We start from the raw sequence: 14,157 nt of genomic DNA, 5'->3' as shown, positions 1-14,157 counted from the left end.
TTCCGGCGGTGCGGCCAGGAATGACGGATGGGCGTCAGCGATGCTTTTTCGCCGGCGCGCCTTTCTTCGCCTTGTCGTCGGTCTGCGCGCCGGTCTGCGGCTTCGGCGCATGGCCTTGCGCCACGTCGAGCGCCGCGTCCGCATGTGCTTGCATGGCCTTCGCGTCGGCTTCGGAGACGTCCGAGGTCTGGCCGTTGGCGACTTTTTCGTGCAGCACGAGACTGCCGTCGTCGCCCCAGCCGACCCTCGTCGTCGCCAGCACGGCGCGCGAACCCACCGGCGAAGCTTCGCGCACGATCACCCACGGCTTGTCGTCCTTGTAGGCGATCTTGTAGGTGGTGCGGCCGCTGTCGTCGTAAGCGTCGGTCACCTCACGCACGAACTTGACCTTGCCGTTCGAGGTGAACGCATCCCACGCCGTGCCGAAGTTGTCGTTCGAATACTTGCCGCTGATCTGCTTGAGGTTGCCGGTCTGTGCGGCGGCCTTCTTGTACTCCTCGAACAGCTTCTCGGCCGGCGTCGCCTCTGGCGCGAGCTGAACGTCGACCTTGGCCGTGCGCGCCTTGTCGGTGAGCACCTGATATTCCAGCTTCTTGAGGAAGCGACGGTCGCCGTCGGTCAGGATCGCATCGAGAGCGTAGATGCCCTTCGGATCGACCTTGCCCGCGTCGATTGGCAGGTTGAACGACAGCGGCAGCTTGTTGGCATTCGGGATCGTCGATTGCGCGAGCACGATCTCGGGATGCGCCACGTCGAAGACCTTGATGTCGACCTTGGCCGCGTCGCTGAGGTCGCGCGCCTCGATCAGGCTGATCGTGCCGCTGACCGCGCTCGGGATCGGCGCGACCACGGGTGCGGGCGGCGGTGGCGGTGCGGACGAGCCGCAGGCGGCGAGCAGTGCCGCGGAGAGAACGGTGGTGGCAAGAAGAATTCGCATGGCTAGCCTCCTCGAGCAAATCGAAAATATACGGTGCATCACCCTTTCGTGCAGCAAGCGCCAGCGTTTGCGAAAAATCCGCGATGGAGTTTTTCAGGCCGTTCCTGCGCCGTGCCGACTTCCGCCCACAATGGATCGGGTTCGATTCTAGCCGGACGAGCGTGCGCTGCACAGATGGGTGGCGAAGCCGTTTCGCGGCGTTTGCATTCGAGCCACCCGCAATTTGCGGGGCCGGAGGCGGCCTCGCGAGACGGGCGATGTCAAACATTCGTTAATGTTCGCCCTTCCCAAGCGCCGACAGGCTTGCCGCGATGCGCGCGCAGAGCGCGTCGTAGTCGCCATCGTAGTGGTGGCCGCCCGGCAGCGAAACGTCGCTGACGTTCGGCTTACCGGCCAGCGTCGCGCAGAAGCTGTCGGCGCCTTCGTCGGTACCGTGGACGCAGATCACGGGGACTTTCGACTGCGCGATTTCGGGGCCGATCGGAATCGCGCCGTCGTGGTGGGTGGAGCCGAACCAGTCGCCGACGTGGATTTCGAACACGGCTTCGTCGTCGGGCGAGATCAGCACCTGGGCAGCGATGCGCGCGCGCGCCGCATCGGGCAGGCGGTTGACGACGACCGGTGCGAGGCTGGCGCCGAACGAGTAGCCGATGACGACGAAATCCGCATTCGGATGTTCGCTGCCGTAATGGCCGACGATGCGCGTGACCGCGTCGGCGGCCGCGGCCGGCGTGCGTGTCTGCCAGAAGAATTTCAGCGTGTTGAGGCCGACCACGACGATGCCGCGTTTGCTCAATTGGTCGGCCACGGCGATGTCCAGACCCGCCCAGCCGCCGTCGCCGGTGAGGATGATCGCGATGCGTTCGGCGAACGCGCCCTGCGCGGGCACTTCGACCAGCGGCAGGTCGGCGACGTCGCCCGGCAGTGGCTTGGCGACGCTCGCCGGCGCGGTCAGCCGGGCGACGGCACGGTTCAATTCGTCGCCCGTGTCCGCACGCGGATGGCCGCGCCACGACGGCGGCAGCGGCAGGAAATTCCACAATGCCCGCCACGACGACAGCGCGCCGTCCACGCGCGCGCCGATGGCAAATGGCAGAGGCAGCCAGCGGTTCGGCAGCGCTTTCACCGGCGCGATGCGGAACCGGCTGTCGTCGGCAACGGACATTTCGCCGGCATCGCCCTTGCAGATCGGCTTCGGGAAGCGCGGGGAAAAATCCCAGCCGAGCGTGACGAGGCCGCCGAACGTGCCTTTCGGCGCCTGCGCATCGACCGCGTAGGCGAATGCCGCGCCCGCGCCATCGCCGACCAGGAGTGGATAAGTGAAATTCTTCACTTTTTGATTTTTTTGCATCCAGTCGCTCATCTCCTGGATGTGCGCGGACGGGAAATGGCAAGCGTCGTTCCTGATCGACTCCATTGCCTTTTCGTAGACCGGGTAATCGATGCCGAAAACCAGCGCGCCGTCGTCGGCGAGCGCGGTCGCGAGCGCTTCGGAGCGGGCGTTCCAGCCTTCCTTGTCGGAAACGAAGACGACGGTACGTTTGGCTTCGTCGGCAGGCGCGGCGACGTGGACGTCGCCGAACAGGCCGTAGTGGACCGGAACAGTGCCTGCTTCGGCAGAGGGGTGGAAGAAAAACAGAAGGAGCAAGAAGAATCCGGCGGCGAGCCGGACAATCGCGACGTCATTCCGGCAGGGAATGCCGGAATCCAGGCACCAGGGATGGCGATATTCGGCAAAGCAATGACGACCCGTGTTCACGATATTTGCAGGATATCGCCTGAATTAAGCCGCGCCGCGAAGTGACGTTGGCTTGAATAGTTAGGCTTGCTCTTGAACAAGCGGGAGCAGGCGTGAATCTTTCAGTGCCGCAAGACGATGCCCAATGCCTGACAAGTAATCTTGGTTTGAGGCAAACTCAAGAAACGATGCAACGCTTGATTGGCGAACAAGCATGGCTGCGTCCCAACGCTCGCTGTTTGGGCCAACCAAGAACGGCCCGCCTTTGCCATAGAACAAAACCTCGCCTCCAGAAGCCTCTAAGAATGGAAGCGTATGCTCCATATAAAAACGGTAGGCAGCCTCACCGGAGATTGGCGAAGCTGGCGCAAGCGAAGGATTGGCTGAATAGTCTGCAACTGAGCGAAAGCGCATTAAATTGAGCATGACCACGCTACCCGAAATGCCGCGAGTGAAGAACTCGCGACCTGATTCTTGTGTGGGTTCGAGGTATGTCTGCGGAGTGGTCATAAAAATTCCAAAAGTAGAGAAAATGTGTCAAGCAAGCCTACCGTATTCGGCATCCATGCCGTCTCGATTCCGGCATTCCCTGCCGGAATGACGAGCAGAGAAAAATCATCGCGCCTTGGCCATCAACGCCTCGATCTCGTCCGCATCGTTCGGCACGACCGAGGTGAGGATTTCCGGCGCGCCGCGCGTGACGACCACGTCGTCCTCGATGCGGATGCCGATGCCGCGCCATTTCGCATCCACGCCTTTCGCGTCTGGCGCAATGTAGATGCCCGGCTCGACCGTGACGACCATGCCGGGTTCGAGTTCGCGGTATTCGCCGTCGACGCGGTAGTCGCCGACGTCGTGCACGTCGAGGCCGAGCCAGTGGCCGGTCTTGTGCATGTAGAAGCGGCGATACGAACCCTCGTCGAGGTTCTTCTGCACGCCGCCCTTGAGCAGGCCGAGTTTCACGAGGCCCGCGGTGATCGTGCGCACCGCCGCGTCGTGGTAGGCGATGAACGGCCTGCCGGGCCGTACCTCGGCGATCGCCGCGCGTTGCGCGGCGAGCACGATGTCGTAGAGCACACGCTGCGCCGGCGTGAACCGGCCGTTGACCGGAAACGTGCGCGTGATGTCGGAGGCGTAGCAGTCGAGCTCCGCGCCCGCATCGATCAGCAGCAGGTCGCCGTCCTTGAGCGGCGCATTGTTCGCGCGATAGTGCAGCACGCAGCCGTTCGCGCCGCCGGCGACGATGGGTTCGTAGCTCGGCACCGCACCGTGCTTGCGGAATGCGTGCAGCAGTTCCGCTTCGACCTCGTGCTCGTTCATGCCGGGTCGCACGGCACGCATCGCGCGCAGATGCGCCGCGGCGGCGATCTTCGCGCAGCGCGCCATTACGCGCAGTTCGGCGCGCGTCTTGTACAGGCGCAGGTCGTGCAGGATGTGGCCGAGCGCGACGAACTCGTGCGGCGCGCGCGCGCCGCGGCGGATCTGTTCGCGCACGCGGTTGACCCAGCCGATCAGCTTGGTGTCGAACTCGACGTCGCGGCCGAAGTGGTAGTAGACGCGCGAGCGGCCCTCGATCATGCCGGGCAGGATGTCGTCGATGTCGCCGATCGGGAACGCGTCGTCCATGCCGTAGCGTTCGACCGCGCCTTCGGTGCCGGCGCGCGCGCCGTCCCAGGCTTCGCGCTCGGCGTCGCGCTCGCGGCAGAACAGGATCTGCTCGCCGTGCTCGCGGCCCGGGATCAGCGCGAGCACGGCCTCGGGCTCGCCGAAGCCGGTCAGGTACTGGAAATCGCTGTCCTGCCGGTACGGGTAATGTGAGTCGTTGTTGCGCACGCGCTCGGGCGCGGCCGGCACGATGCAGATTGCGTCGTCGCCGACGATGCGCATGAGCTGTTTGCGGCGGCGGGCGTATTCCTTCGGTTCGATCATGGGTGAGGGCCGAGGGGCGAATGAACAGCGGTACGGCAGGAAGAAGGGCGGTGGCCCGGCTTTTCGGTCCCGGGCCCCCGCGTTCGTGCACGGCGGCACGCGTCCGCATCGCCGGGAAACGCGCGCATTGTAGCAGTCCGCAACGGCTGTCCGGCCGCGCTTCGCGGCGCGTTGACCGTGTTCGGCCGCTTGCATATAGTGCCGGCATGCCCGAATCGCCCAACCTCGTCAACGAGTTCGCCGAGATCAGCGGTCGGCTGGATCGCCTGATCGAACTCGTGCATCGCCTCAGCGAAGAGAATCGCAGCCTGCGCGCGAGCCAGGAACAACTCAGCGTCGAGCGTTCGAACCTGCTGGCGAAGAACGAGCAGGCGCGTTCGCGCGTCGAAGCGATGATCGTGCGCCTGCGTTCGCTGGAGAGCAACGCATGAGCGAGGCGACGCCCGTCGCGGTCAGCATCCTCGACCGCGAGTTTCTCGTCGCCTGCACGCCGGAGGAGCGTCCCGGCCTGATTGCCGCCGCGGCCTACCTCGACGGCAAGATGCGAGAGGTGCGCGGCAATACGCGCACGCAGGGTCTGGATCGCATCGCGGTGATGGCCGCACTCAATATCGCGCACGAGCTGATGCAATCGAAACAGCGCGCCGACATCGACGGCGGCAGCTTGGCGCAGCAATTGCAAAAGCTGCGCGGCAAGCTCGACACGGCGTTGGCGGCGCACGTAAAATAGGCGCGCGTCCCCTGCGGTGTGCGACAGCGCATCCAAACATATCGCCTTGGTCCTATAAACGACCCCGGGATGGCGGTGCGAAAGTCCGTGAGCATGTCCGCCGTGCGCGGAAAGCCTGACGACCAGCGAGCCCTCCCACCTGATCTTCGGATCAAGGTCGTTTGATGTGCATCGGCATCGCGGAGGGCGTTTATTATTGCGTTCGTCCGTGAACGCGAAAGTCAAAAAGCGGCCATCCCTGGCCGCACTTCCAACAACATCTTCCGTTGAACTGGCTTTATTCAGCCGTCATTCCCGCGAAAGCGGGAATGACGGCAACACTGCTCCGTCTCGCCATGCTCCCCGATCCGGTTGCCCTCCGCACGCAAATGCGCACACGCCGCGCTGGTTTGAGCGCCGCTGAACGTGTCGCTGCGGCCAACGGCGTTGCGATCAGCCTCGATGCGCTTCCGGAATTCCACGTCGACCAACGCATCGCGGGCTATTGGGCCGTCGGCGGCGAAATGCCGTTGCATGCGGCGGTCGCGCGGCTCAATGCGCGTGGGCAGCAATACTGCCTGCCGATCGTCGGCAAGGATCGTCGCCTGCGTTTCGCGCTGCTGAAACCGGGCGCGAACCTCAAGCCCAATCGTTACGGCATTCCCGAGCCCGAATGCGCCGCGGCCGACTTGCTGGCGCCGGACGACATCGATCTCGTGCTCCTGCCGTTGACCGCGTTCGACCGTTCCGGCCGGCGTATCGGCATGGGCGGCGGCTGGTACGACCGCAGCTTCGCGTTCCTGCGCGACGTGCCGCGGCCGGCGCAACCGCTGCTGGTCGGAATCGGCTACGCTTTTCAGGAAGTCGCGACGCTGCCCGCGCGAGACTGGGACGTCGCGCTCGACTTCATCGCGACGGAAAACGAACTGATCGATTGCACGCCCCTGGAGAGCCGTCCATGAACTGCTGGCTGATGAAATCCGAACCGGACGAGTTTTCGATCGACGATTTGAAGACGCGCAAAACCGAGCCGTGGAGCGGTGTGCGCAACTATCAGGCGCGCAACCACATGCGCGCGATGCGCAAGGGCGATGAGGTGCTGTTCTACCACTCCAGTTGCGAAGTGCCCGGCGTGGTCGGCATCGCGACGGTCGCGACCGAGGCGCACGCGGATCCGACCCAGTTCGATCCGAAGAGCGACTACTTCGATGCCAAGTCCTCGCACGCCGATCCGCGTTGGTCGCTCGTCGACGTCAAGTTCAAGCGCAAGCTCAAACGCACGATCGCGCTGACCGAGTTGAAGGACCGGCCCGAACTGAACGGCTTCGCCCTCGTCCAGCGCGGCAACCGCCTGTCCGTGCTGCCGGTGACCCAGGCGCAGCGGGATTTCATCTTGTCTCTGGAATGACGATGACGCCGCAGGAACAACAGAAACGCCTCGCTGCGCAGGCCGCGATCAAATATGTCGAGGACGGCAGCATCGTCGGCGTCGGCACGGGTTCGACCGTCGCGCATTTCATCGACGAACTCGGCAAGATTCGCGATCGCATCAAGGCGGCCGTGTCGAGTTCGGAAAAATCGACCGCGGCGCTGAAGGCGCTCGGCATCGACGTGGTCGATCTCAACAGCGCAGGCGAACTGGGCGTGTACATCGACGGCGCCGACGAGTGCGATCCGCGCAAGAACCTGATCAAGGGCGGCGGCGCGGCGCTGACGCGCGAGAAGATCGTCGCGGCCTCATCGAAGAAATTCGTCTGCATGATCGACGCGAGCAAGCGCGTCGACGTGCTCGGCAAGTTTCCTCTGCCGGTCGAGGTGATCCCGATGGCGCGCAGCTACGTCGCGCGCGAAATCGTCAAGCGCGGCGGTCAGCCGGTGTGGCGCGACGGCGTCGTCACCGACAACGGCAACGTGATCCTCGACGTGCACGGCTTGCGCATCGTCGATCCGCCCGCGCTCGAAGCCGAACTGAACCAGATCGCCGGCGTGGTCTGCGTCGGCCTGTTCGCGCGGCGCCGCGCCGACGTCGTGCTGATCGGCGGCGAAGCAATGCCGTGAACAGGTATCTCCTTGCATTGATATCCGCATTCCCGGTCCCGCTGGCCACGGCCGCGCTATCCGCGGAGATTCCGGTCTATTCCTACGAAATCGTTCACGCCTATCCGCACGACCGCGCCGCATTCACCGAAGGCCTGTTCTTCCGCGACGGCTATCTCTACGAGAGCACCGGCATGAACGGCGCCTCGTCGATCCGCAAGGTGGAGTTGAAAAGCGGCCTCGTCGTGCAGCAGCACGATCTGCCGCGCGCCTACTTCGGCGAAGGCATCGTCGATTGGAAGGACAGGCTGATCGCGGTGACCTGGAAATCGCAGACCGGTTTCGTCCTCGACATCAACGATTTGAACAAGGTCGAAAAGGAATTTTCCTACCCCGGCGAAGGCTGGGGCATGACGCACAACGACAGGAACCTGCTGCTCAGCGACGGCAGCTCGACGATCCGCCTGCTCGATCCCGCGACGCTGAAGCAGACCGGCGCGATCCACGTCACCGCGCAAGGGCAGCCGGTCGATCAGTTGAACGAGCTCGAATGGATCAAGGGCCAGATCTACGCCAACCTCTGGCAAACGAACCGCCTCGCGCGCATCGATCCGAAGACCGGCAACGTCACCGCATGGATCGATCTGTCGGGACTGCTCTCGCACGCCGATCGCGACTTCGATCGCGTCGACGTGCTCAACGGCATCGCCTGGGACGCGAAGGGCGATCGCCTCTTCGTCACCGGCAAGTACTGGCCGAACGTTTTCGAGATCAGGCTTGTCGCGCCAGCGACGCCGAAGTAAGCGGCGCATCGTTGGCGGCTTCGGCCGCCGCGCGCGCCAGCAGTGCGGCGGATTCGCCCGGCGCCTCTTCCTCGAATCGATAAACGCCGTCCGCACCCAGCGCATGCCAGCAGTCCAGCCCCGCGCGATAGGGCACTAGCCTGCCGGGCGGCCCGCCCGCGCGGTAGAGAAGATCGTCGCTCATCGGCACGAATCGGCGCATTGCAAATGTCCCGGGGCAGCCTTATCTGCCAGCGTAGTGAAGCAGGACTGCATGGATTGCGCGTGGCCGCCTTCTGGCAATTGTATGGCGATTAGCACAAATTCAATTCGTTTCGAGTACTATCAGGCAAACTCCTGCCCCGGAGAACAAAAACATGCAAAGGGACAATTCCTGGACCACCTTGCGCGGCGCCAAGGACGAGGACATCCCGCTGTTCTCCTCGGCGCTCCTGATCGCCAAGGATGAATACCCGCAGCTCGCCCCGGTCGAATACGAATCGCAACTGCAGGACTACGGCAAGCGCCTGCGCAAGATTCTCGATCCGACCGCGGCGGCGGCCGCCCAGTTGCGCACCCTGAACGATTTCCTGTTCGAAGAGCTCGGTTTTTCCGGCGACGAGCAGGACTACTACGATCCGCGCAACAGCTACCTCAACGACGTGCTCGACCGCCGCCTCGGCAATCCGATTTCGCTTGCGGTCGTGCAGATCGAGCTTGCGCGCCGGCTCGACGTGCCGCTCGAGGGCGTGTCGTTCCCGGGCCATTTTCTCGTGCGCCTGCCGCTCGACGAGGGCATCGTCGTGCTCGATCCGTTCCAGAAGGGCCGCTCGCTCGACGCGGCCGAGCTGCGCCGCCGCGCCCGCACCCATCTCGACACGCACGACATCGACGACGCGCGCCTCGCGCGCATGCTCGAGCCTGCGAGTCATCGCGCGATCCTCACGCGCATGCTGCGCAACCTGAAAGGCGTCTACGCCGAGCGCGAGCAGTGGGACAAGGCGCTGCGCTGCTGCGATCGCCTGCTCACGCTCGATTCGCACCAGCCGTCCGAGTATCGCGACCGCGGTCAGTTCTATCTCAAGCTCGGCCACCTGCGCGCGGCCAGCGAAGACCTGCGCCGCTATCTCGCGCTGATGCCGCAGGCCGACGACGCCGATGCGGTCGCGCTGCAGGTCACCGAGATCGGCACGGATTTGCCAAGATTGAACTGACGCTGCTTTCCTTTTCCCATCGCGAGAAGGAAAGCAGAAGCATCAGATTTCCATCATCTCGAAGTCCGACTTGGTCACGCCGCAGTCCGGACAGGTCCAGGTTTCCGGAATGTCTTCCCAGCGCGTGCCGGGCTCGATGCCGTCGTCGGGCCAGCCCTGCGCCTCGTCATAGATCCAGCCGCAGACCACGCACATGAATTTGCGGAAGGGGGTGTCGTCGGTTTGCGGTACGGCGTTCATCGGCAACTTGATGGAAATCGGGAACGGAAACGGCTTTGCTCGCCGCCTTCGGAATCCCGTCGATTCTACCGTTACACTGGCGCGCATGCATCCACGTCTGACCCGGCGCGGCCTCTACGCGATCAGCGACGGCCCGCGCCCCGATCTCCTCGCCGCCGCCGAAGCCGCCCTGCGCGGCGGCGCCGTGCTGCTGCAATATCGCGACAAGACCGGCGATGCCGCGCGTCGCGCACGCGAAGCACGCGCGTTGAAGGAATTGTGCGCGCGTTTCGAAGTGCCGTTCATCGTCAACGACGACGTCGAGCTTGCGCGCGTTTCGGGTGCCGACGGCGTGCACCTCGGCGAGAGCGACGGCGACATCGCCTCGGCGCGCGCGCGCCTCGGCGCCGATGCGATCATTGGCGCATCCTGCTACGACTCGATCGCGCGCGCGCGGCAAATGGCCGCGGCCGGCGCGGACTACCTCGCGTTCGGCGCGTTCTTCCCGTCTCCGACCAAGCCGAACGCGCGCCGCGCCGCGCCGAACCTGCTGCGCGAAGCGAAACCGCTGGGCCTGCCGCGGGTGGCAATCGGCGGCATCACACCCGACAATGCTCCGCCGCTGGTCGAGGCCGGCGCCGATTTCCTCGCGGCGATTTCCGGCGTGTTCGCGCAGGCCGATCCCGAAGCCGCCGCGCGCCGCTATGCGGCCCTGTATAAAAGTTGAAAAAGTGGAAAACATGATCACGAATCACGAGTGGTTCCAGCGCGCGAAACCCCTGATGCCCGGCGGCGTCAACTCGCCGGTACGCGCGTTCAAGTCGGTCGGCGGCGAGCCGTTCTTCACCGATCACGCCGACGGCGCGTATCTGTGGGACGTCGAAGGCAAGCGCTACATCGACTACGTCGGCTCGTGGGGGCCGATGGTCGCCGGCCACAACCATCCGAAGGTGCGCACCGCCGTGGTCGAGGCCGCGCGCGCGGGCCTGTCGTTCGGCACGCCGTGCCCGATGGAAGTGCGCATGGCCGAGGAGATCACGCGCCTCGTGCCTTCGGTCGAAGTGCTGCGCATGGTCAATTCCGGCACCGAGGCGACGATGTCGGCGATCCGCCTCGCGCGCGGCGCGACCGGGCGCGACAGGATCGTCAAGTTCGAGGGTTGCTACCACGGCCATGCCGACTCGTTCCTGGTGAAGGCCGGTTCGGGCGCGCTGACCCTGGGCGTGCCGACCTCGCCCGGCGTGCCGAAGGCGCTGGCCGATCTCACCCTGACCCTGCCGTACAACGATCTCGACGCGGCCGAGGCGCTGTTCGCCCAGGTCGGCGAACAGATCGCCGGCCTCGTCATCGAGCCGGTCGCCGGCAACATGAACTGCATTCCGCCGCGCCCCGGTTATCTGCAGGGCCTGCGCGAGCTGTGCACGCAGTACGGCGCGCTGCTGATCGTCGACGAGGTGATGACCGGCTTTCGCGTCGCGCTCGGCGGCGCGCAGGCGCTGTACGGCGTCACCCCGGACCTGACCACGTTCGGCAAGATCATCGGCGGCGGCATGCCGGTCGGCGCCTACGGCGGCCGGCGCGAGATCATGGAGAAGATCGCGCCGGCCGGGCCCGTCTATCAGGCCGGCACGCTGTCGGGCAACCCGATCGCGATGGCCGCGGGCCTGGCCATGCTCGAAGTGATCCAGGCGCCCGGCTTCTACGCCGAGCTCGAACGCAAGACGAATCTGCTCACCGACGGCCTGCTCGCAATGGCGATCGAGGCCGGCGTGCCGTTCAGCGTCAACCGCGTCTGCGGCATGTTCGGCCTGTTCTTCAGCGCGGAAAAAGTGGAAACGTATACCCAGGCCACGGCCTGCGACGTCGCCGCGTTCAACCGCTTCTTCCACGCGATGCTCGAGCGCGGCGTCTACCTTGCCCCCTCGGCGTTCGAGGCCGGGTTCATTTCGACCGCGCACAGCGAACAGGACATCGCCGATACGCTCGAAGCTGCGCGCGCGGCGTTCAAGCTTGCCGTCGGATGAATTCTTTCCCCTTTCCCGTCGGGAGAGGGTGCCCAAAGGGAGGGTGAGGGTCCGGGTTCGGATCGAGGTTGCCAAAATGTCCTACTCTTCTCCCGATGGGAGAAGCGGAAAGCGATCAGTTCGCTTCCTTGACCGGAATCGCATTGATGCTGTTCTCGGCCAGCGCGCGCTTGGACAATTCGGTTTCGCTCGCGGTCGCGAACGGCCCGAGGCGCACGCGATGCAGAGTCTTGCCGTCGACGTTGCTCGTGTAAACCTTGGCGCTGAAGCCGAGCATCGCGAGTTTGGCCTTCAGCGCCTCGGCCGCGGCGGCGTCGCTTGTCGCGGTGACTTGCAGCATGTAGCGGCCGCCGCCCGATGACGGCGTTGTCGTAGTCGGTGCCGCCGGATTCTCCGCATTCGTCTGCGCCTGTTGCTTCGCGCGCTGCTGCTCGGCCTTGGCCTTGGCCGAGAGTTCGGCGTCGGGAATCACGACTTCCTTTTCCGGCAGCGCGGTATAGAAATCGTAGTTGCTCTTGGGTGGCGCGGGCGGCGGTTTGGCCGCCTCCTCGGCGAGCGACTTTTCCGATTCCTTCGGCGCGACGGCTTCGGGATTGGGCTGCGGCAGATTCTTGCCGCCGCGCAGCGTCGGAATCTTGCCCCCGTAGAGCACGAGCGCCGAGCCGACCACGCCGAGAACGACGCCGAGCAACACCATCGCCCAGGCCGGCGTCTGCCGGCGGTCGCCGTTGCGGGAAGCCTGCGAATTCCGTTTTGCCATCACATCTGCTCCGGGGCGGAAACGCCCAACAAATCCAATCCGTTCGCAAGCACCTGGCGCGCGGCGACCGCGAGCGCGATGCGCGCATCCCGCAGGTCCGCGTCGGCGACGAGGAACTGGTGCGCGTTGTAATCGGTGTGCAGCGCGTAGGCAAGCTCGCGCAGGTAGGTGGCGATCAGGTGCGGTTCGAGATTGTCCGCCGCCGCCTCGACGACTTCGGGATAACGCGAAATCTCGACCATCAGCGCGCTTTCGTGCTCGCTGTCGAGTCGCGCGAGCTGCGCCGATCCGTTGTCGCGATTCCATTCCAGCCCGCGCTCGCCGAGCTGGCGCAGCACGCTGCAGACGCGCGCATGGGCGTACTGGATGTAGTAGACCGGATTGTCGTTCGACTGCGAGCGCGCGAGGTCGATGTCGAACACCATCTGCGAATCGGACTTGCGCGCGATCAGGAAGAACCGCGTCGCGTCGCGGCCGACCTCGTCGATCAGGTCGCGCAGGGTGACGTAGCTGCCGGCGCGCTTGGAGATCTTCACTTCCTCGCCGCTGCGCATCACGGTGACCATCTGATGCAGCACGTATTCCGGGTAGTCCCCGGGAATGCCCATGTCCAGCGCCTGCAGGCCGGCCTTCACGCGCGCGAGCGAGCCGTGGTGATCGGCGCCGAGTTCGGTGATCGCGCGATGGTAGCCGCGCTGCCATTTCGACATGTGATAGGCGACGTCGGGCAGGAAATACGTGTAGGTGCCGTCGGACTTGCGCATGACGCGGTCCTTGTCGTCGCCGAAGTCGGTCGTGCGCAGCCATAGCGCGCCGCCTTCCTCGTAGGTGTGGCCGTGGGCGACGAGTTCGCGCACGGTTTCCTCGACCTTGCCGTCGGTGTAAAGCGAGGATTCGAGGAAGTAGACGTCGAACTTCACGCCGAACGCGGCCAGGTCCGCGTTCTGCTCATTGCGCAGATAGGCGACCGCGAAGCGGCGGATCGCGTCGAGGTCGTCGGCGTTACTTGCGCCGACGACGACATGGTCCTCGAACTCGACCGCATCGCCGCGCAGGTAGGCCTGTGCGACGTCGACGATGTAAGCGCCGCGATAACCGTCGGCCGGCCAGCCGGCGTCGTCCGGGGTTGCGCCCTTCGCGCGCGCCTGCACCGATTTGGCGAGGTTGTCGATCTGCGCGCCGGCGTCGTTGTAGTAGAACTCGCGCGTCACCTCGGCGCCGCTCGCGGCGAGCACGCGGGCGAGGCAGTCGCCGACCGCCGCGGCGCGGCCGTGGCCGATGTGCAGCGGGCCGGTCGGATTGGCCGAGACGAACTCGACCTGGGTCTTGCGTCCGGCCGCCGTGGTGTTGCGACCGTACCGTGCGCCGTCGCCGAGCACGCGCCGCGTTTCTTCGTGGTACGCGGCAGGGCTCAGGAAAAAATTGATGAACCCGGGGCCGGCGATTTCCACTTTCTGTAAAAGTATATTTTGCGGTAACGCGGCCGAGAGCGCCTGTGCCAGCGCGCGCGGGTTCGTGCGTGCCGGCTTGGCCAGCGCCATCGCCGCATTCGTGGCGAAATCGCCATGCTCGCGGCTCTTGGTGCGTTCGACGACGAAGGCGGCGCTGGCATCGGCCGGCAACGTGCCGGCGCTGCGCAGGCGCTCCAGCGCCTGCCCGATCAAGGTACGGAGTTGTTCTTTCACGAGGGCAGTATCTTCAGAATCGCTGCATATTGTAGGGCCTGGCGATGTTTAGGAAAGGGCGATGCCTCGGCGACGCTGCGTATCGCGGAACTCGAGGCCGAAGACCGCTGTTCGTTCAATATG

General features: G+C 65.1%; 17 protein-coding genes and 1 other RNA gene. 10 read left to right on the top strand and 8 right to left on the bottom strand.

The window, feature by feature from the left end; translation table 11 throughout:
• Nucleotides 1-34 precede the first annotated feature (34 nt).
• The 4 genes from QM741_RS04260 to pepP form a co-directional block, all read right to left on the bottom strand.
• Entirely contained in the window at nt 35-937 is a 903-nt protein-coding gene (locus QM741_RS04260; protein WP_415206498.1) for a YbaY family lipoprotein, read from the bottom strand.
• A 271-nt stretch (nt 938-1,208) separates the two neighbouring features.
• Nucleotides 1,209-2,585, bottom strand: a complete 1,377-nt coding sequence (locus QM741_RS04255) for an AcvB/VirJ family lysyl-phosphatidylglycerol hydrolase (RefSeq protein WP_415206497.1) — start codon at nt 2,583-2,585, stop codon at nt 1,209-1,211.
• Between the two features lie 171 nt (nt 2,586-2,756).
• Nucleotides 2,757-3,185, bottom strand: coding sequence for a DUF1330 domain-containing protein (locus QM741_RS04250; RefSeq protein WP_415206496.1), 429 nt, complete (start codon nt 3,183-3,185; stop codon nt 2,757-2,759).
• Between the two features lie 105 nt (nt 3,186-3,290).
• On the bottom strand, nt 3,291-4,604 hold the full coding sequence (gene pepP, locus QM741_RS04245) for a Xaa-Pro aminopeptidase (protein WP_415206495.1): 1,314 nt from the start codon (nt 4,602-4,604) through the stop codon (nt 3,291-3,293).
• Nucleotides 4,605-4,810: 206 nt separating this feature from the next.
• Here pepP and QM741_RS04240 point away from each other — a divergent pair, with 206 nt between their 5' ends.
• The 7 genes from QM741_RS04240 to QM741_RS04210 all read left to right on the top strand — a co-directional run bounded on the left by QM741_RS04240 (nt 4,811) and on the right by QM741_RS04210 (nt 8,153).
• Complete coding sequence (locus tag QM741_RS04240; protein WP_415206494.1) at nt 4,811-5,035, top strand: TIGR02449 family protein; 225 nt, start codon at nt 4,811-4,813, stop codon at nt 5,033-5,035.
• On the top strand, nt 5,032-5,334 hold the full coding sequence (locus tag QM741_RS04235; RefSeq protein WP_415206493.1) for a cell division protein ZapA: 303 nt from the start codon (nt 5,032-5,034) through the stop codon (nt 5,332-5,334). Before QM741_RS04240 ends, QM741_RS04235 begins: the two co-directional genes overlap by 4 nt.
• Before the next feature lie 5 nt (nt 5,335-5,339).
• A non-coding RNA gene (ssrS, locus tag QM741_RS04230) (6S RNA) lies at nt 5,340-5,524 on the top strand.
• A gap of 145 nt (nt 5,525-5,669) precedes the next feature.
• Entirely contained in the window at nt 5,670-6,275 is a 606-nt protein-coding gene (locus QM741_RS04225) for a 5-formyltetrahydrofolate cyclo-ligase (RefSeq protein ID WP_415209073.1), read from the top strand.
• Nucleotides 6,272-6,721: an EVE domain-containing protein gene (locus QM741_RS04220; RefSeq protein WP_415206492.1), complete on the top strand. Its 450-nt coding sequence runs from the start codon at nt 6,272-6,274 to the stop codon at nt 6,719-6,721. The genes QM741_RS04225 and QM741_RS04220 overlap by 4 nt, the downstream gene beginning before the upstream one ends.
• Before the next feature lie 2 nt (nt 6,722-6,723).
• Entirely contained in the window at nt 6,724-7,371 is a 648-nt protein-coding gene (rpiA, locus tag QM741_RS04215) for a ribose-5-phosphate isomerase RpiA (protein WP_415206491.1), read from the top strand.
• On the top strand, nt 7,368-8,153 hold the full coding sequence (locus QM741_RS04210; RefSeq protein ID WP_415206490.1) for a glutaminyl-peptide cyclotransferase: 786 nt from the start codon (nt 7,368-7,370) through the stop codon (nt 8,151-8,153). Before rpiA ends, QM741_RS04210 begins: the two co-directional genes overlap by 4 nt.
• Here QM741_RS04210 and QM741_RS04205 read toward each other — a convergent pair.
• The gene (locus tag QM741_RS04205; protein WP_415206489.1) at nt 8,122-8,337 is read right to left on the bottom strand and encodes a hypothetical protein; all 216 of its coding nucleotides are present in this window, start codon (nt 8,335-8,337) and stop codon (nt 8,122-8,124) included. The genes QM741_RS04210 and QM741_RS04205 overlap by 32 nt on opposite strands.
• Nucleotides 8,338-8,509: 172 nt before the next feature.
• Between QM741_RS04205 and QM741_RS04200 the strand changes: the two genes are divergently transcribed.
• Nucleotides 8,510-9,346, top strand: coding sequence for a SirB1 family protein (locus QM741_RS04200; protein WP_415206488.1), 837 nt, complete (start codon nt 8,510-8,512; stop codon nt 9,344-9,346).
• Nucleotides 9,347-9,388: 42 nt separating this feature from the next.
• On the opposite strand, the gene QM741_RS04195 is transcribed toward QM741_RS04200, so the two are convergent.
• Nucleotides 9,389-9,586, bottom strand: coding sequence for a rubredoxin (locus QM741_RS04195; RefSeq protein WP_415206487.1), 198 nt, complete (start codon nt 9,584-9,586; stop codon nt 9,389-9,391).
• An 85-nt stretch (nt 9,587-9,671) separates the two neighbouring features.
• Between QM741_RS04195 and thiE the strand changes: the two genes are divergently transcribed.
• Both thiE and hemL read left to right on the top strand, forming a co-directional pair.
• Nucleotides 9,672-10,292, top strand: coding sequence for a thiamine phosphate synthase (gene thiE, locus QM741_RS04190; protein WP_415206486.1), 621 nt, complete (start codon nt 9,672-9,674; stop codon nt 10,290-10,292).
• Between the two features lie 13 nt (nt 10,293-10,305).
• The gene (gene hemL / locus QM741_RS04185; RefSeq protein WP_415206485.1) at nt 10,306-11,589 is read left to right on the top strand and encodes a glutamate-1-semialdehyde 2,1-aminomutase; all 1,284 of its coding nucleotides are present in this window, start codon (nt 10,306-10,308) and stop codon (nt 11,587-11,589) included.
• Between the two features lie 115 nt (nt 11,590-11,704).
• On the opposite strand, the gene QM741_RS04180 is transcribed toward hemL, so the two are convergent.
• Entirely contained in the window at nt 11,705-12,349 is a 645-nt protein-coding gene (locus QM741_RS04180) for an SPOR domain-containing protein (RefSeq protein WP_415206484.1), read from the bottom strand.
• Nucleotides 12,349-14,034: an arginine--tRNA ligase gene (gene argS, locus QM741_RS04175; RefSeq protein ID WP_415206483.1), complete on the bottom strand. Its 1,686-nt coding sequence runs from the start codon at nt 14,032-14,034 to the stop codon at nt 12,349-12,351. The genes QM741_RS04180 and argS overlap by 1 nt, the downstream gene beginning before the upstream one ends.
• Nucleotides 14,035-14,157 lie beyond the last annotated feature (123 nt).

The organism is Rudaea sp., assembly GCF_047601565.1.
GTDB lineage: Bacteria > Pseudomonadota > Gammaproteobacteria > Xanthomonadales > Rhodanobacteraceae > Rudaea.
The sequence above is the reverse complement of the archived record's forward strand: the minus strand, read 5'-3'. Positions and strand labels throughout refer to the sequence as shown.